The sequence below is a fragment of the Methylobacterium sp. ARG-1 genome, from assembly GCF_001262595.1.
Taxonomy (GTDB): Bacteria; Pseudomonadota; Alphaproteobacteria; order Rhizobiales; family Beijerinckiaceae; genus Methylobacterium; species Methylobacterium brachiatum.
In genome coordinates this window covers 1-17,434 of sequence record NZ_LHCD01000058.1, presented here as the reverse complement: position 1 = coordinate 17,434, position 17,434 = coordinate 1, and the positions used below count along the sequence as shown (strand labels likewise).

Genomic DNA, 17,434 nt, shown 5'->3' with positions numbered 1-17,434 from the left:
GAGCCAGGATCAAACTCTCACGTTGAAGAGATTGATCAAAGCTGATCACGTCATCTTGACGAAGGCTCACATTGATCCGGGCGTTTCCACCCGAACCGTGTGAGCTTCCAAAAAGCGCATGACAGCTCGCATCCTCTTGACGACCCGGCTCACGCCGGGCCCGCAAGGACGAGCGCCGTCCACGCTTCTCTTTCTCGTATTCACTTGTCAAAGAGCAGCACCACCTTGCGCGGATGCTGGCATATATAGAGTCGGCAAGTTACCCCAGCTCTCGCCGGTCATTGCTTGCACTCGTCTCTGGAAGGCTGTCCGAGCGGCCCGCCCTGCTTGGGCACCGCGTCGGGAGGCGCCGTATAGGGCGCCTCAGACCGCCTGTCAATCTCGACGCTTCCTCAGCCGAGAGACTGCCCTAGCTTGCGCCGGACGCCGTCTCACAAGGCTGGGAAGCGGAGGCACAGAACTACATGAAGCAGCGTCTGCGCCGACCTCCATAATCTAAGATCGCGTTCTACATTCCACAAGCTGCAACCCAAGCTCTCGCTCGCGTTTCGCACATTCGGCAGCAGCTTAAGAGCAGGCATCTACCGCTGCTTGCTTATTTGAGAGGCTCAGCGGCCGCTTTCGCATGCCAGCTGGTAGACCTGATATGGGAAGTGCCACTGTGGTTTCAAGGGCCTATTAGCTCTTGACAGGCACTTCACAGCGCACCCGCATCAACTGACCTGTTATAGGAATTGCCGAATCCATTACAAGAGGGCAGAAACTTTTGCCGGTCACCTTTTCAGGCTCCCCGCCTCGACTAGCCTGAGATGGAGATCCTTGGCTCTGCTGCAAGAATGCCTGCCAGCTCTGTTACAGGAACCCCCTTGCCTCAATTTCCCTTAAAGACAACGAGGGGCTGCGCTTGCGAGCAACCCCTCCATTGTCGGGCCGCGGCCGACTTATGACCGCAACGGCGTCGCTTTACGCGGAGCGGATCTCACTAGAGGCGAGCAACCAGGTCACCAGCGCGTTCGACCGCAGCGTAAGACAATGAGACACTGGATCACCTCCTTTCGTTCGTTAATCGGAGAACGCGATTTAGGCCGCGGTCGTCCTGAGCACAAGTCGTGAACGGCCGACCCGAAAGCATAGGGGGAATGCGTGCGAGAGGCCGCGACGCGGAATCGCAACCAAAGCGAAGTGGCACCGCAGGGTGACCACGCCGCCCTCGGCTCGTAGGCTGCGGGTTCGATGCCTCGATTGGACCAATCGGCGGCAGAGCACCGCTCCCGGGCGAGGTGACCGGGTTGATCAGCGCCGGCCTGGCATGTGGCTCAGCCGATGGTAACGTTGCATCCGTCAGTAGCGACCCCAGCAGGTCCGTCGAGGATCTACTTAGAGTGGCTTCGTTTCGTGGCTCGGGACCGCCCGACATACCGTAGCTTCTTCATGAGGCTGCTACGCGCCCATCAGTGGGTCACTTCTCCGGACGACGTTCTGAACGGCACGGATCGACCGCAGCGTGCCTGGGTCGGCGCCAGTCTCCAAGGCCTCCTGCTCCAGTGCGAAGAGTTGTCCCATTAGGCGTACGCGGGCCCGCTGGGCCGAGTTTGGCAGCAGCTCCTCCACCAGCGCCACGAGCCTCCTCATGACGGGGTCATCGATGGATTGTGGGGACGTGCGCATGCGGTGGCTCTTGCGGCGGACCGTGTGAGCAACGCCGGGCCGGCACCGCACAAAGCCGTGCCCTTTCAGGTTGGCTCATAGGCATCGTATCCAGCTGCGGTGAGGTAGTTTCGGCACTCATCCGGTCGGACGGCGGCGAACGCGTCCGCGATGGCGATGGTCAGGTCGGCGGCGGTCCGCGCTGCAGCCGTCCGGAGGAGGGCTTTGACCTTGGCAAAGACCTGCTCGATCGGATCGAAGTCGGGACTGTAGGGCGGGAGGTCGAGAACCCGTGCGCCGACCGCCTCGATGGCCTCGCGCACCCCGGCGACCTTGTGGGCGTTCAGATTGTCGAGGATGACGGTGTCGCCGGCCCTCAGCACCGGAGCCGGGGTGTCGGTGACGTAGGCGCGGAAGCGCATACCATTCGTGGTTCCATCGAAGACGCTCCTGGCAATCAGTCCCGTGGCGCACAGGGCGGCGGTGATGGTGGTGGTCTTGTAGTGCCCGTGGGGCACGGCGAACCGGCGGCGCCGACCGCACGGAGCACGACCATAGCGGCGGACCATCTTCGTAGTGGCCGCCGTCTCGTCGAGGAACACCAGGCGATCCGGATCGAGGTCGGGCTGGCGATAGAACCAGTCCTCGCGCGCGGCCCTCACATCCGACCGCTCCTGCTCGGCCGCGTGGACAGCCCCTTTTTACGGGTGATCCCATGCCGGGCGAAGAAGCGTGACAGGCTGCTCGTGCTTGCCCGGACGCCGCGTTCCGAGAGCCTGTCGCGCAGTTCCCGCAGGAAGGAGAGCGGGTATTCTTCGTTGAGCCGAAGGATCAGGGCGGCCTGCGCTTCCAGACGCTGCGCGTTGCGGTCGCCGCCCATGGGCTTGGGCGCGATCTACCCGTCCTGTCGGAAGCGCTCATGCCAACGGACCGCGCTGGCGGCCCCGACACCAAAGCGTTTGGCCGCCTGACGCCGCGAGGCTCCCGCTTCAATCGCGGCGACCACACGCTCGCGCAGATCCACCGACAGCGCTGAAGGCATGGCAATCCTCCATCACAAGCCCATCCAGTGAAGCACACGCCAGCCAGATCGCCTAACCCCAAGCGATTCAACCCGCCAGGGCACGGCTCTAGCCAGCAGACGGCCAACACGACCGGCGGCACCGCCAAGCCGGTAGGTACGCCGGATACAGATCGGGCACAGAACGGTGGGGCGTCGCGCGAGAGCAGCGGCACACCCGGCACGGTCGGTGGTGTCTCCGGTCCTGTTGGCGCTGCTACAGGGGCTTGGCAAGCCGACGGCATCGCCAGTGGCCGGGTCGCGACTTCACCGGATGATGTCCGTCGGCGATCGGTGAATCGGCCCACCGCTGCAGCTGCGGCTGCAAAGGGCGGGGATGCGAAGGCCTCGCCGGGCCTGGCATCGGAGGACAAGGTTTCCCAGGCCAAGACGGCCCTGCAGCGCGCAGTTGATCTGAACGCCAAGGGTGACCAGAGCTGCCGCGATGCGGTCAAGGAAGCGCGCAACCCGCTCCCGCAACAGCAGGGTCGGTGAAAATTTAAGGAGCTCACACAGGTAAGTTCGCGCTCGGCTCGCACATGACATGATCAGTCTGTCGGCGGTGCAAATCGTCGGTGTGGCCCTGCCTTCGCGTTCCTCCAAGATTGCTCGGGCGGGGCCACTTTCATGTTTGGTGCGGTCGCGTATCTCAGGATCAGACGATGCAGCCAGGGGACATGAAGCCCGCTCCGGTGCGGACTAACCGCTACGGAATCATCGCGGCGGTGCTTCTATTTGCAGCGCTCGTAGTCTTCGGGGTCTATTTCGTCCTCATTCCATCACCGCTGCCGCCACAGTGAGAGCCTTGCCGGTTCCTTCTTCAGGGAGCGTAGGCGTTGTGCGAGTGCAGGATCAGGTTGTTACGTCGCCCGGACCTTACCCAAGCACCGCGGATGCTGGGCTGAGTTGGGTCCTGGGCATCCTGCTCGCTGCCACGGTCGTGATCACGATCTGGTTTGCCGCCAGTCGGTCAGAGACTGACTCGGCACTCGCAGACGTGTCGTCTTGTTTTGTCGAGTGGCTGGTCTCATCCCTCTCAGGCCCGGCATCGTGTTCGAGCTTCGCCCTTCGCTCCACCTTCAACTCACGCTCGGCCATGAACCACCAGTGCAGATCGAAGCCGTCGGGCTGGTGATGTCGGTCCCAAAGATCGTAAGCGCGTTCACGGGTCTCATGAAACGAAGGTGTCGCGGCTGGTTCCATGATGGGGCTTTTGTGGCGAGAACCAGGATCAGTGCTACTCTCTGCCGAAACAGCAGCAGGGCATCCTTAGCGGGCGTTGCCCTGAATGCCACCGCCTACTTGCCGCGCTTTGCGCATGCCAGCGAAGCCGGCTGATCCCGCCGGCTCGTAGACCTCTACGTCGTCGACAGCCTGGAAGCGGACCTTCACAGATCGCACACCGGGTCGCACGCGGCCACGGAATATCACGGCGCGCCTGGTTCGGTAGCGTGCCCTTACGCGATCTGTGGAGGCAATTTACTATTATGCTTCCTTTACGCTTGGTGGCACAGTGCCGGCCTTAGCCCGATCCGGCCCGAGCACCGCTTCTTCTACCCGATCGACTGGCGCGAGTTGTCGGCGGCGATCCGCTTCGGCCGGGCGCAGGGCCGCTGCGAGAGCTGTAGGCGACCGTACGGGCAGATAGTATATCGCCTCTGTGATGGCCGCTGGTGGGATGCCGAGGTCGGCCGTTGGCGCAATGGATGGGGGCTCAGGATCCAGATCGGGTCTGGCGTTGATATACGCGGCCGCGCTCGCCAAACGCATGTGGTTTTAGCCGCCGCGCATCGGGACCACGACACTGCCAAAAACGCGGACGCCAATCTTGCGGCTTTCTGCCAGCGCTCCGTCGGTGGTGTCTCCGGTTGCGCTGGCGCTGCTACAGGGACTGGGCAAGCCGACGGCATCGCCAGCGGTCGAGTCGCGACCTCACCGGATGATGTCCGCCGGCAATCAGAAAACCGACCCACCGCTGCAGCCGCGGCTGCAAAGGGTGGGGACGCCAAGGCTTCGCCGGGCTTGGCATCGGAGGACAAGGTTTCCCTAGCCAAGACGGCACTGCAGCGTGCGGTCGATCTGAACACCAAAGGGGACCAGAGCTGCCGTGATGCGGTCAAGGAAGCGCGCAATCTCCTCCCGCAACAGCAGGGGCGGTGAGAACCTGAAGAGCTCACACAGGTGAGTTCGCGTTCGGCCTGCACATGACATGATCAGCCTGCCGGCGGTGCAAATCATCGGTGTGGCCCTGCCTTCCCGTTCCTCCAAGATTGCATGGGTGGGGCCACTTTTCAGATCGGCCTGATCGACGTCATTCTGATGCTGTTGCTCTGGGTTTTCCGACAGGCTCGCAGCGTCTCTGTCGCTGAAAGTACGATTTGCAAATGGCTACCCTCGACCAGACCGTGGAGTTCTTTCGGGCGCTCCTCGAAGCTGAACAGCCTGTCGCCATCGGCGAAGCTGATCAGGCGATCTGGGCGTACCTGACGCCTGTTCAAGGCTTGAGCGCCCAGGTGGCGGCGTTGGAGATGCTTCGCAAACAGTCCGCTGAGCTGGATTGTGCCTCCGCCTTCTTGCCGCGCTTGCTGAACGACCTTGATCGTCATCGAGAGCGTCTGAGCGAAAAATCCGTCTGACCCGGGCATCGGACCGTCAGAGCTCCTCGGCCCCGCCTACGTCTTTAAAGCGCGTTCAGGTGGGGTGCCACCAAGTTTAGCTGGTTGAGGCGCCTATCCCAACAGGATCGTGGCGATCGCTCGCCGTGCGCGCTGTAAATCCAGCTCCGCCTCTGCGGCGGCAGCTTCCGCTGGAGAGAGCATATGGACGGCTCGCAGCAGTGGCGATCCCTTCGTCATCGTGACCAGAGCCTCAACCGCGACTCGATCAATCTGAACGACGTTCGAGGTGTCGCCAAGCAGCAATCCAAGGCGGTGCTCTCAGTGCCGCCCTTCCGTGCCGTCCGAGCAGGTGCAGGTGAAGCGGATCCCACCGCTGGTTGGCGTGGCTTCCATGCGGTGGATCTCGTCGTTGCCCGGACTGTGCACGGAGAACATCAGGGCCGACATGCCACCTCTCTAGAATTCGGGCCGTGAGCCGGCGCCTGCGGTGTCCAGTTCCCCCGCCCGCGCCGACCCTCACGCGACTGCCCGGCCGAGGCTTCACGGGCGGCCTATGGGGAACTGGCCCACAGAGCACCTGTCGTCACGAGCTTGCCCGCCGCATGCCTTGCGGTGTCGCGAACACCTCGGGCGCACTGACGAGAAGAGGCGCCCCTGTAGCAGGCGCAGGAGAGGTTGTCGCTGGTCGGGCTCTGCCGCGCTGAGCCTTCAGCCGCTGCAGGGCGCGCTCATTCTCGCGATCGAACTGTGTCGGCGCCCTGCACTCTCGCCGCCGGAAACTAACGGTGGTTGTGGCACTGCCTTGAACAACCTCGCAAGGGTGAAGGCCGATCACTCCAGCAGGGGCTCTCATGCCGGTACCGGCGCTGCCTGCAACGTGCCCGTTCGTGCGCAGGCTGATCGTGCTTCTCGCGGCCGACCTACCACCTTCGCCGTTCATGACACCCGACCTCACCTTCCGCCTCCTGTGCGAGTTACAGGACGAGGCGGAGCACTACGGTGCCTCCGAGCCATCTAGGCGTGCGATCGCGCGGGTGTGCCAATGGGCGGGCGATTCGCTCGGGCTATCGAAACCGCAGGCCGGCCATACAAGGTCCGCGCTGCCAACGGTATACCGGACGGTCTATCACAGCGGGGATGTCACGGTCGGTTCGGCTTCGTCAGCGGGCTCCCTCCTCTCGGCTATCGAAACTGCCAGAGCCGAGATGATCCGGCACGGTGCCGATGCCGCGCAGATCGTCGACCGTGATGGGCTCGGCGCCGTGGTTTGGTCAGGCACACGCATGGAGGACAAGGCCTAAGAAGCTCCGGCATCCGCTACGCCCGCAGCATCGCATTACAACTGGGCCCTGCGCTCCGCCTTCAACTCGCGTTCGGCCATGAGCCAGAACTCCAGCTCGTAGTTTGGCTTTCGTCCGGGACGCGCCTCGTCATGAAGCTGTGGCCGACCTGCTCGCAATGGAACGCCCTGAAGGGCGGCCGAGAAAGGTGTGTGCGGTTGGTGCGCCTACGTGCCCTTATGCGAATGGCATGGCAGCTGTCGCGCTGAATGTCCGCTATGGAGAAGCGACCGATTATTCTTGAATGACCTGGAAGGGCGCAAAGCCGAACGGCCGGTTTTGCTCTTATTGGCGGCCTAGCATGGCGTAATCTGGCCGAAAGCTGCCGGTCCGCTTCGGAGTAGAGCCGCGGCAAAAGCGGACTGCCTCCTATCGACCCGAACTAGCGCCCGAATTGCTGTCGATGCTTCTCCGGAGCAGCCATTCTTCCCCTATCCGGCAACGTCGGCTCGGGGCCGGATTTCACGCCCCGTTCGCCAGGATATCGCTTCCTGAAAGGGCTGCGGACCTCAGCGTCAGGTCATGTACCAGCCACCGTTCACATTCACCGTCTAGCCGGTAACATACCCATTCAGCGCCAGCATCACCGCGACGTCGGTCACTTCACTCCGGCTGGCCGAACCGGCCCACCGGAAGCAGGTGCGGACAGATCTTGGGATTGCCCTTGATCATGTCGGTCTCGATCAGGGCCGGCGCGACCACGTTCGCTGTGATGCCCTCCCGCGCGAGCAGGCCGGCGTAGCTTTGCATTAAGCCGACCAAGCCGGTCTTGCTCGCCGCGTAATGGTGCCCTATCACGCCGCCCGTCTGCGCCGCGATGAAGCCGAGCATCAGGATGCGCCCCCAACGTCGCTCACGCGGGCCTGGGCGCGCCGCCTGGGTAACCAGGAACGCCCGACGTCAGGTTCTCTCCCGAATGACCTTTTCCCAATCACGTTCGTGAAGGAGTTCGCATCGCGTCCGTCGATGAAAAACTTGTTGTTGAGTATCAGCGCCGTCTCGAGCGCCTCCTCGGGCGAAGCGGACCACTCCACGATCTTCTTGCCCCAGTACATGCGCATGTGGTTATGCATGTACCCCGTCTCGCGCATCTCCATCATCGCCGCGTTCCAGTAACGGTCGTGCGTTTCGCTGCGCTCGAACTGCTCGGGCGTGTAGAGGTAGGGCCGCGGGTCGCGCCGGTGCGCATCGACGGTCCTGCGCGTCCAGGCCGGCGCGGCCTCGTAGGAATCGTAATTCGGCTCGTAGAAGTTGTGGTTCATCGCGAGCTCGCGCCTGACAATGAGCTCCTCCAGGTAAGCGGCCTTGTCGTCCTCACCGCAGGTCGCGGCGGCCCGCACCCTCAAGGCGATGGCCACGGGCGAGATCTGACCGTAGTGCAGGTACGGGCTCATGTGCGAGGCCGCCCCCGCCTCAGGCCTGCCCCGCACCGTCGCGTAATGGTTGAAGCGGGCGCCCAGGTAGTGGTTCAGGGTCGCCTCGGCCTGCGTGGCTCCACCCTTGAACCGGCGCACGGGCCGGACGCTCTGGTCGACCTTCAGCGTCCCCACGAGCCTGGGCACGTCAGACAGGTCGAGGGTGCTCTCATAGTCGAGGTGGTCGGCCCGATGCGCGACCGGTTCTCCCTGCAGCGGTACTATGAACGGCAGGCTTGAGATCAGCGAACGTCCGGAGCGTCGCCGTTCGCCGTGCGTGGCTTCAAGGGACTGCGCCAGCCATCGTCCACGGCTCGCCCCCTCTGTACTTTCACGCCTGCGAGACCTCGCCGTGCCGTGCCAGCATCAAATTGGCCAGATCGCACTAGGCGTAGGTGTTTAAGCCCGCGACTAGCCTGCGCGGCGCCCCCTTCGTCAACGGGCGGCCCGACGTCTTTGAGGCCGCTTATCGAGCAGTCCGGTCAGGCGGCGTTCTGCACTTCGTCGTTCGACAGCCCCTCGGCCTGCAGGCGCCACATTCGGTCGAACAGCCCACCCGCACGGCGCAGGTCGGCGGCCTTGCCGTCCTCCACGATACGCCCATCCTCGACCACGAGGATGCGGTCGAAGGTGGCGAGCGTGGACAGGCGGTGCGCAACCGAGATCACCGTGCGGTCGCGCATAATCCGCACGAGGTTGTCCTGGATCTCCATCTCCGACTCGGTATCGAGGGCTGAGGTTGCCTCGTCGAAGATGATCACGGGCGCATCCTTGAGGAAGGCGCGCGCGATGCCGATCCGCTGGCGCTGCCCCCCGGAAAGCTTGGTACCCCGTTCCCCCACGACGGTGTCGTAGCCCTGGGAAAGGTGGCGGATGAAACGGTCACAGGCGGCGGCGCAGGCGGCCGCGTAGACCTCCTCATCGGAGGCGTCCGGGCGAGCAAAGCGGATGTTCTCCATCACCGAGCGATGCAGCAGGCTGATCTCCTGGGGAACCACTGCCAGCGCGTCGCGGAGCGAGTCCTGAGTGACCGTCTCGATGCCTTGCCCGTCAATCAGGATGGTGCCGGCGTCCGGGTCGTAGAGGCGCTGGATCAGGTGCACCACCGTGGACTTTCCCGCCCCTGAGGGGCCAACGATGCCGACTTTCTGCCCGGCCGGGATCTTCAAGCTGAACCCGTCGAGCGCCTTGCGATGCGACCCGTAGCCGAAGGTGACGTTCCGGAACTCGATCTCGCCGTGGCGAAGGGAAAGGCTCGGCGCATCCGGCAGGTCTTGCACCAGGCGGGGCTTGGCAATGACCGAGAGTGTCTCCTCGATGAAGCCGAATTGCTGGGCGACATCGACAAGCGAGAGAGCCATGTCCTTCGAACTGTGAAGGACGCGCAAGGTCAGGCCGGACACCACCACCACGTCGCCAGGGCTGGCCTTGCCTTGGCTCCAGAGGATCAGGACCCAGCTCAGAAGGCCGCCCGCCATAACCCAGAGCGCGCCGTCATGAAGCATGCGCGCTTTCTCCAGGTACATCCAGCTTCCCTGCTGCCGCACAGCCTCGCGGCGGAACAAGGCATCGAGCCTCTGGTACTCCCGGCGGCGGGCTGAGAAGGCCTTGACGGTCCACATGTTGGCGATGCCGTCGACGAGGTCGCCCGCAGCGAGAGCCGCTTCCCCCGAATAGGCACGATGGTGGGGGCGGCCGCGCTCGCCGAACCAGATCTGCGCGGCGGTGACAAAGACGACGAACGCGAGTAGCACCGCCGACATGCCGGAGGCGACGCCCGCGAAGATGACGATAGCGCCGAGCAGGTCGACGAGCGGTGGGATCACGCGCCAGACGAGAGTGTTGATCAGAGCGCCGAAATTGCCGGCGGTGGCGGTGATCCGCTGCCCCAGAGAGCCGGCGAGGTTCTCAGCAAAGTAGCGCATCGCCTGCCCGCTGAGGCAATCGAAGAGTTCGAGACGCACGTCGACTCCGATCCCCACGGTGGTCTTGCACGTCAGCCATCCCGTCAGGCGGTGGAAGACAGATTCCGCCGCGATGAGGCCGAGAAAGAGGGCCAGGGATAGGGTCACCCATCCTGATAGTCCGCGCGGGCCTGCCATGCCGTCGACCAGGAGCTTCATGACGTATTGCTGCGCCACGCCACAGGCGGCGGCCATGACGATCAGTGCGGAGAGCGTGCCAAAATGCCAGCGCCAACGCAGGACGTGATGCAGCATGAACCGGCTTGGTAGGCGCAGGTGCTCGGGCAGCGCCACGCCCTCAGTGGCGGAGGCGGGCATCTCAGATGGCATGTCGTCTAACTTCCTCGCGGCGAACGTGCATGAGGGCGGCGCCCTGGCGCGCGATCTCCTCAGCGAGTTCGGCGTGCAGTGTGCGGCGACCGTTCTGGTCGAGCATCGAGAGCAGGCCGACCTCGCAGCAACGGTCGTTGTCCCAGCCGGGATAGTCCACGACGGGATACAGGCAGATGCCCCCCACCGGAACGCCTTCCCGCAGGGCGGCGCGCACCTCGGCGCAGACGTAGTGAAGCCAGGAGGCTCGCGCGGTTCCCTCGGCGCCCGTTTCGGACACGAGGAGGGGGCGTCCGTAACGGGCATAGGTTTCGGCCAGCATGGCCCGAAAGGGTCGGTAGCCGTGGTGACCCAGGGGGATCGTGCCGCCGCCGAGCACCCACTGGTTGTCGGGGTAGAAGTTCAGTCCCACGATGTCGAGGGAATCCAGGCTTCCCCCGAGTTCAGGAGCCATGCGGCCGCTCACCATGTCGAGGGCCTCGTACTGAGCCAGCCGGTAGTGCTCTGCCGCCTCGCGGTCCGCCTCGCTCCCCGGAGTCACGTGTATGGCGGGCTCGGCATGCAGGAACCGGGCGCGCGGATCGACCTCGCGGATGGCTGCGGTCGCCGCAATAGAGGCGCGGGCGAGCTGCCGCTTGAGTTCCATTCCGCGCCCAATGGCGAGCGGGGAGATCCGGGCCGTGTCACCGCCAGCCCAAGCCCAGAACGAGATCTCGTTGACCGTGCAATAGACCGGGACGGACTCGGTCTCGGAGCGCACCAGCCGAGCGGTCGCGGCGGCGAACCTGGCGAAGCGCTCCACGAACGCGCTTGACCAGATCTCGATGTCGTCGGGCCAGCCGTAGTGGCACAGGTCCCAGGCCACCCGCATGCCGCCTATCTCGGCCTCCCGCAGCATGAGAAGGAAGCTCGACCAGTCATACTGCCCCGGAGCCGTCTCGATGAGGTGCCAGCGCAGGCCATCGCGCACGCCGTGGATGCCCTGGGAACGCAGCGCACGATAATCCTCCCGGGCGAGGCGGTCGTGCCCTGTGGAAGCGAGCAGATCGAGGCGGCGCCCGTCGCTTCGGCGGTGGCTGGAACACTCAAAGCCGCCAAGGATGACGCTTCCAAGAAGGGAGGTCGGCTGGTCTTTCACCGGAAAGTTCACTCGTCGAACGCGCCTGTCATTCCGCGGCCTGCCTTCGCCCCTCGTCTGGAACTGTCGAGCGGTCCCGGAGGAAGCGTTCGATGGCGCTATCGAGTGACGGCATCATAAACCCGCGTATGCTCGTCAGGGCCGTGTTGCTCGCGCCCTCGCCTGACCAAGTTAGCGGCCGAGATGTGATGCCCATGCTCCCAGCCATACGCTCGGCGAGATCGGTCCAGTTAATTTCCCCCTGATTGGCGAGGTGCCAAATCCCGCTCTCGCCATCGATGAGGAGATCGAGAGCGGCATGGATGAGGTCTGGCACGTAACTCAGCGAGGTGATGCCCGGTGGCAAGATTGGCGGGAACTCTCGTGCCGCGAGGGCTGCATGCAGGGTCGATGGCAGGCTCAGCGCTTCCCCTGCGGCCATCACGCAGCCGGTGCGGACTTGAAGTGGCGCGCGGTGAACCTGCGCCACCAGCCCTTCGGCCTGCGCTTGGCTCACGCCGAAATGGCCAGACGGAACCGAGGGGGCATCCTCGGCGTGGGCCGGTCCCGTGCTGCCGTCGAAGACGAGGTTCGAGGTGAACGAGAGTAACGGCAGGTCAGCCGCGGCGCAGGCGGCAGCGACGGCCTTTGCCGTGTAAGGGGCGGCCCAAAGTGTCGCGCCCGGATAGCGGGCAGCAATCGCGGAGAGTTCGAGGGTCGACGCGTCCACTACGGCCCAGGGCCTGCGGCCGGCGGGAGGCGCGAGGGCGTCGCCGATGTCCTTGACTGCACCGACGTGCAGGGTGTCAAGACCTCGGCACGCGCAGATGCGAAGGACCTCGTTGCTGAAGGCACCTTTCGGCCCGAGGACCACGAGCGGCTGGCCTTTCTCCTGGGGCGCGCCCGGGCGCAGGGAAGGCCGGTAGTGCCGCCCAGTCCGACGCCACCATCCGGGACGTTGCAGAACGGGATGCTCGAAGCGTCCCTCCATCGCCAGGCTCCGCGCGGCCCGGCCCAAGGCGGTCAGGCGCGGCGGCCGGGAGCGCGTGTCGAATGCGCCGGGCTCGTAGAACCCATGTCGGTTCACCAGTAGGGAGTTCCAGTCTACAGCGCCAAGGAGCGCCCAAACCGTGACAGCCTCGACGGGGCAGCCCGCGCGCCTAAGGTTGCAGGCGGCCTCCCAGACCTCGTGCAGCCATCGCAGCTGCTCGTCGCGGGTGCAGCCATGGTGGGCCTCCGTGACCGCCAAGGGGCGGTGATAGCGATGCCACACTTCGGCGAGGCGCGCCTCAGGGCCGGTCTTTTGGGCCGGCAGGTCGACACGTACGGCTTCTGCGTCGGCGTAGCGGTAATGTCCGTTCCCGCCTCGCAAACTGCTGGGGTAGGCCTGGACGTCAGTATCGAGGTAACGCTCGCTCGTGAGATAGTGGTTGACCCCGATGAGGTCTGGGGCACCTTCGCCCTCGGCAAGGAGGTCAAGGTCGGACCGCGCGATGCCGAGGCCGAGGAGTCGGGCATGCCAGGGGTGGGTTGGTCCCACCCGCCCGTCGAGAAGGTCGAGGCTGAGCCAGCGGCGCTCGTTCTCGTGATCGGCCTGGTAGGCGAGCTTGGCGACTGAGAAAGTCTTGCCGATATCCTCGGTTTGTATGAGACGGGCTTGGGGCGTGACGCGGCGGACGGCGCGCATGCAGAGCAAGACGGCTTTGCATTGGTTCACTAGGGCTCGGAGAAAATCGGCTTGGGCGGTCCGGTGCGGATACCAATGGCCGTAGAGCCCGCTGAACCGTGCCGTGGTCAGGGGCTCGTTGACCGGCGTATAGTCCGTGACCCAGGGGTAGCGCGCTGCGACGCGACCCGCATGAACGGCCAGGCCCTCGGCGAAGCCCGCGTCGAGAAGGCTGGTGTAGGAAGGGCCGCTCCCGTGGTGCACCAGGCCGACGATGGGGCGGATGCCAAGTTCCTGCATCCGGGAGAGTCGCGCGTCAGCCCAGGTCCAGTCGCAGGTGTCCGAACGTAGGGGCGAGACGGTCTCCCACAGCACTGGGTACCGCAGGGTGCGAATACCGAGAGCGGCCGCCGCATCGAGATCAGCGATGCGGTCGGCATGTCCCGTCTCAACGAACTGGTCGCGGAACCGCGCTCCAAGCCGGACGGTGCTGCACTCGAACCCGCCCCAAAGCTCCGGGGGGGCATGGGCTGGATGAGACAAGGCCAGGGGCTTCCCTAAGAATTTTTACAAACTTGCTTTTCCTCATTTGAAACTTCGTGATGGGTCGCGAGTTTCATTCTTGGGCCTTGATTATTTTCGTCCATATCCTGAAAATAACATGTGTTAATTATCGGCATGGGTTCAAGCAAAAATATCAATTAATACTTATCCTAAGTTGTGATCATGGGCTTTTAGGACGTGTCATAAATCGTAGTGATCAGGAGTGATACGGTTTTGGATAGCGGTACGATTACGGCGATTGAACAAACCTCCATGCTCGACCATGGTGGACCACAGGGCATCCCGACCATTCCGGCTCGGGAAGTCCCACCGAACAAGCCGCTTGTCCTGTGCCTTTCACACTTACGATGGGCCTTTGTCTGGCAGCGTCCGCAGCATCTCCTTGTCCGAGCCGCTGCGCACTTCGACGTTATGGTGGTCGAAGAGCCCGTTCACGAAGATTGCCCGGCCCCGCACCTGCGCATGGAGACGGTCCCGTCGGGGATTAGGGTGGCCGTCCCGATTATCCCGCTGGGAACCTCATTCGAAGATGCGGTTGCGATCCAGGAAGGGCTAATCGGAAGCTGGCTGTCTGAACATTCGGCCGGCCAGCGGATCTTCTGGTACTACACCCCAGCGGCAATGGCTTTTACCCGCAGCCTGCCGCGGGATCTCACTATTTACGACAATATGGACGAGCTCTCCGCCTTCCGCGGCGCCTCGCCGAGCCTTCTTGGGCTTGAGGTCGAGTTGCTAGGTCGGGCCGATATCGTGTTCGCGGGGGGCGCCAGCCTCTATGAGGCAAAGCAAAACCGCCACGACAACGTCCACTGCTTTCCGTCCTCCATCGACGTCAACCATTTCGGGCGTGCTCGGAAGGGCCCTCCAGAGCCCATGGATTTGGCAGAGGTTCCGCGTCCACGCCTTGGCTTCTTTGGCGTCGTTGACGAGCGCTTTGACGTCGACCTGCTTGCCTCGGTGGCTAGCCTTCGTCCGGACTGGCACTTCGTCATGATCGGCCCAGTGGTGAAGATCGACCCGGCGCTGCTGCCGGGCGGCTCCAACATCCACTGGCTCGGGCCGAAGTCGTACGACGACCTGCCCGAGTACCTTGCCCACTGGGACTTCGGCTTGATGCCGTTCGCGCTGAACGAGTCGACCCGGTTTATCAGCCCGACCAAGACGCCCGAGTTTCTCGCCGCAGGGCTCCCCGTGGTGTCCACACCTGTGCGCGACGTGATCGACGCTTATGGCAAGGAGGGTCTCGTCGAGATCGCCTCGACCGCAGCGGACGTGGTTGCGGCCGTTGAGCGCCTGATGCGGCGTCCCCAGGAGGCCTGGCTTGAACGCGTCGACGCCCGCCTTGCGACAGGATCCTGGGACACAACCTGGGCAGCCATGCAGGCCATGATCGGCACTGCGCTCAGCGCCGCGTCTCGGCCCGCGCCACGGTTTGCCTCCACGACCTGAACCGCGGCTCGACCGATCGATCCCCATGCGATCTGGAGAACTCCATGTACGATTGGCTCATCGTTGGGGCCGGCTTCGCCGGAAGTGTGCTCGCAGAGCGCCTCGCTCGCGAGCGTGGCGAGCGCGTGCTTGTCATCGACAGGCGCGACCATGTTGGGGGCAACGCCTTCGACGTCCTCAACGAGGACGGCCTGCTCATCCACCGCTACGGCCCACACATCTTCCACACCAACGCGAAGTCGGTGTTCGACCACCTCTCACGCTTTACCGAGTGGCGTCCCTACGAGCACCGTGTTCTCGCGGAGGTGGACGGCCAGCGCGTTCCCATCCCGATCAACCTCGATACGGTCAACCAGCTCTACGGGTTGGATCTAGTCCCCAATTCCTTGAAGAAGTGGCTCGCTGCACGGGCTGAGCCGGTTGCCGAGATCCGCACCTCGGAGGACGTCGTCGTCTCCACCGTGGGTCGCGAACTCTACGAAAAGTTTTTCCGCGGATATACCCGTAAGCAATGGGGCCTCGACCCTTCCGAACTTGACAAGTCCGTGACGGCGCGGGTCCCAACCCGCTTCGACCGTGACGACCGCTACTTCACGGACACCTACCAAGCCATGCCGAAGCACGGCTACACGGCCATGTTCGAGGCGATGCTCGATCACCCCAACATCACCGTCTCGGTCGGCACCGATCATGCGGCCCTAAGCGCCGCAAGGACGGCGCGGCGCACGATCTTCACCGGCCCTGTCGACGCCTATTTCGATTACCGGCACGGGCCGCTGCCGTACCGCAGCCTGCGCTTCGAGCACGTCACGCGCGAGGTGGAATGGCACCAGTCCGTCGGTGTGGTGAATTATCCCCAAACTGAGGAATTCACCCGCGTCACTGAGTACAAGCACATTACCGGACAGGTCCATCCCCGTACTGCGCTCACCTACGAGTATCCCGAGGCGGTGGGTGACCCCTACTATCCGATCCCGAACCCAGAGAACCAGGCCTTGTTTAAGCGCTACGAGCGCCTCGCGCTCGATGAGCGTGACGTCTGGTTCGTCGGGCGCCTTGCGACCTACCGCTACTACAACATGGACCAGATCGTGGGCCAGGCGCTTGCCACGTTCCGTCGCATCGAGGAAAGCGTGCCACGCAAGGACGGGCGCATGAGCCGCAACTCCGGAGCAATGGCCCTCGGCGCCGCTTAGAAGCGGACAGTCGCAAAACCGCCCGACTCCGTCATCCGCCTCTGGCACGTCGGGGCGCCCGGAAGCGGACGTTTTCACCTTCTGCTTGGGGTCACATGAGGGCGATCGACCGAGCCGCAACGAAGGTTCGCTTCTGCGGTTTGAACGCCGACAGCGGTCAGGACGCTTTCGGCTACCTTCGGCTGGTGCCGATAGTCCTCCGCGCGTATGGATAAGGTAGTTTCCCGCCGTTCCCCTTCCGGGCGGCAATGCATTGAAGCGGAAGTCATCTCCGCCCCCACTCACGACCTCTTGTAAGAGGCGAGGAACGTCCGCTTCGAGGCTAATTGGCGAGACAGTGATTTGCGGCCGGTATGAGTGGATCAGAGACGGTCTGCTTCTCGGCAGCAAAGCCGTGAAGTGGCCGTACGGGCAGGTTTCGCTCAGTCCTAGACATCCTTTCCCGAAACCGTGTCGCTGAATGGGACCGTCAGCACGGGCTCGCCCTGCTCGTTCGTGATCTCGAAGGTGCAAACCGTCCAGTCGCGGATCATCTCATGGCGTTCGCGCGATCAGGTCCCGCGCCTCCGAAAGCGCGTGCTCGCGCGCCGCGTTCACGTCGGTAAGCTCATCGCCCTCGTGGTCCTCTGCCAGACCGCCGGGTCCCGGATGATGCCGGAGGCTGAAGAAGTAGCGCGCCCTCAGGCGCCCTCGATCAAGCGAGCGTACTCGGCCTCGGGCAGGCCGTAGCCGGCGCCAACGATCGCCGCCATCGTCTTGCGGTCCAAGATCGTCAGGCGACCGCGCATCGCCCTGATCAGGCGGTAGCTCTCCAACGCCTGCACTGCCAAGGTGGCGCTGGTGCGCGTTGACCTGACCGGTATTTTGGACCGGGCTAGTTGCGAGGCTACTGCATGGTAGTGGCCATGGGTAGCCGGTAGGCCGGATCCGGGAAGCTGACAGGCGCGGGCGGCCGGTAGCCCAGCGACGAATGCGGCCGGACACGGTTGTAGGTGTTCTGCCATAGGCCAATCACGACCTGTGCTTCTCTCAGCGAGTAGAAAATCTCCTGGCGTAGGCACTCGTCAC

Annotated in this window: 12 protein-coding genes and 2 pseudogenes; 6 read left to right on the top strand and 8 right to left on the bottom strand. The window is 64.0% G+C overall.

Translation table 11 applies throughout. The features are described 5' to 3' along the window. Positions 1 to 1,733: 1,733 nt before the first annotated feature. Positions 1,734 to 2,689 (bottom strand): annotated as a pseudogene (locus AKJ13_RS31070) (IS630 family transposase). 894 nt (positions 2,690 to 3,583) lie between these two features. Next, positions 3,584 to 3,910, bottom strand: coding sequence for a DUF2934 domain-containing protein (locus AKJ13_RS28925; protein ID WP_082317187.1), 327 nt, complete (start codon positions 3,908 to 3,910; stop codon positions 3,584 to 3,586). Positions 3,911 to 4,237: 327 nt separating this feature from the next. Here AKJ13_RS28925 and AKJ13_RS32965 point away from each other — a divergent pair. The 4 genes and pseudogenes from AKJ13_RS32965 to AKJ13_RS28910 form a co-directional block, all read left to right on the top strand. Next, positions 4,238 to 4,555 (top strand): annotated as a pseudogene (locus tag AKJ13_RS32965) (hypothetical protein); the annotation flags it as partial. A gap of 536 nt (positions 4,556 to 5,091) precedes the next feature. Continuing rightward, positions 5,092 to 5,343 (top strand): hypothetical protein, encoded by a 252-nt coding sequence (locus AKJ13_RS28915; protein WP_050736407.1) that lies wholly within the window; start codon positions 5,092 to 5,094, stop codon positions 5,341 to 5,343. 183 nt (positions 5,344 to 5,526) lie between these two features. Next, positions 5,527 to 5,799: a hypothetical protein gene (locus AKJ13_RS31735; RefSeq protein ID WP_144426432.1), complete on the top strand. Its 273-nt coding sequence runs from the start codon at positions 5,527 to 5,529 to the stop codon at positions 5,797 to 5,799. 377 nt (positions 5,800 to 6,176) lie between these two features. Beyond that, positions 6,177 to 6,626 (top strand): hypothetical protein, encoded by a 450-nt coding sequence (locus AKJ13_RS28910; RefSeq protein WP_050736406.1) that lies wholly within the window; start codon positions 6,177 to 6,179, stop codon positions 6,624 to 6,626. Positions 6,627 to 7,268: 642 nt separating this feature from the next. Here the strand turns inward: AKJ13_RS28910 and AKJ13_RS28905 are convergent. The 5 genes from AKJ13_RS28905 to AKJ13_RS28885 form a co-directional block, all read right to left on the bottom strand. Continuing rightward, positions 7,269 to 7,499, bottom strand: coding sequence for an SDR family NAD(P)-dependent oxidoreductase (locus tag AKJ13_RS28905; RefSeq protein ID WP_348270979.1), 231 nt, complete (start codon positions 7,497 to 7,499; stop codon positions 7,269 to 7,271). After that, a complete protein-coding gene (locus AKJ13_RS28900; RefSeq protein ID WP_200905721.1) occupies positions 7,496 to 8,215 on the bottom strand; it encodes a hypothetical protein in 720 nt (239 codons plus the stop codon). The genes AKJ13_RS28905 and AKJ13_RS28900 overlap by 4 nt, the downstream gene beginning before the upstream one ends. Positions 8,216 to 8,562: 347 nt before the next feature. Further along, a complete protein-coding gene (locus tag AKJ13_RS28895) occupies positions 8,563 to 10,374 on the bottom strand; it encodes an ABC transporter ATP-binding protein (RefSeq protein WP_244471789.1) in 1,812 nt (603 codons plus the stop codon). After that, positions 10,364 to 11,524, bottom strand: coding sequence for a beta-glucosidase (locus tag AKJ13_RS28890; RefSeq protein ID WP_244471788.1), 1,161 nt, complete (start codon positions 11,522 to 11,524; stop codon positions 10,364 to 10,366). The genes AKJ13_RS28895 and AKJ13_RS28890 overlap by 11 nt, the downstream gene beginning before the upstream one ends. A 16-nt stretch (positions 11,525 to 11,540) precedes the next feature. Then, positions 11,541 to 13,457: a sugar nucleotide-binding protein gene (locus AKJ13_RS28885; RefSeq protein WP_244471787.1), complete on the bottom strand. Its 1,917-nt coding sequence runs from the start codon at positions 13,455 to 13,457 to the stop codon at positions 11,541 to 11,543. A 753-nt stretch (positions 13,458 to 14,210) separates the two neighbouring features. Between AKJ13_RS28885 and AKJ13_RS28880 the strand changes: the two genes are divergently transcribed. Then, entirely contained in the window at positions 14,211 to 15,170 is a 960-nt protein-coding gene (locus tag AKJ13_RS28880) for a glycosyltransferase (RefSeq protein ID WP_244471786.1), read from the top strand. 44 nt (positions 15,171 to 15,214) lie between these two features. After that, positions 15,215 to 16,366 carry a UDP-galactopyranose mutase gene (glf, locus tag AKJ13_RS28875; RefSeq protein ID WP_050736400.1) on the top strand — a complete coding sequence of 384 codons (1,152 nt, stop codon included), beginning with the start codon at positions 15,215 to 15,217 and terminating at the stop codon, positions 16,364 to 16,366. An 886-nt stretch (positions 16,367 to 17,252) separates the two neighbouring features. Here glf and AKJ13_RS28865 read toward each other — a convergent pair. Then, positions 17,253 to 17,434: integrase core domain-containing protein (locus AKJ13_RS28865; protein WP_144426431.1), on the bottom strand; the 182-nt coding region annotated here is incomplete at its 5' end.

Coding starts and splice junctions, on each gene's coding strand:
- glf (WP_050736400.1), top strand. CDS start 15,215: ATGTACGATTGGCTCATCGTTGGGGCCGGCTTCGCCGGAAGTGTGCTC.
- AKJ13_RS28885 (WP_244471787.1), bottom strand. CDS start 13,457: ATGCAGGAACTTGGCATCCGCCCCATCGTCGGCCTGGTGCACCACGGG.
- AKJ13_RS31735 (WP_144426432.1), top strand. CDS start 5,527: ATGGACGGCTCGCAGCAGTGGCGATCCCTTCGTCATCGTGACCAGAGC.
- AKJ13_RS28915 (WP_050736407.1), top strand. CDS start 5,092: ATGGCTACCCTCGACCAGACCGTGGAGTTCTTTCGGGCGCTCCTCGAA.
- AKJ13_RS28910 (WP_050736406.1), top strand. CDS start 6,177: ATGCCGGTACCGGCGCTGCCTGCAACGTGCCCGTTCGTGCGCAGGCTG.
- AKJ13_RS28895 (WP_244471789.1), bottom strand. CDS start 10,374: ATGCCATCTGAGATGCCCGCCTCCGCCACTGAGGGCGTGGCGCTGCCC.
- AKJ13_RS28925 (WP_082317187.1), bottom strand. CDS start 3,910: ATGGAACCAGCCGCGACACCTTCGTTTCATGAGACCCGTGAACGCGCT.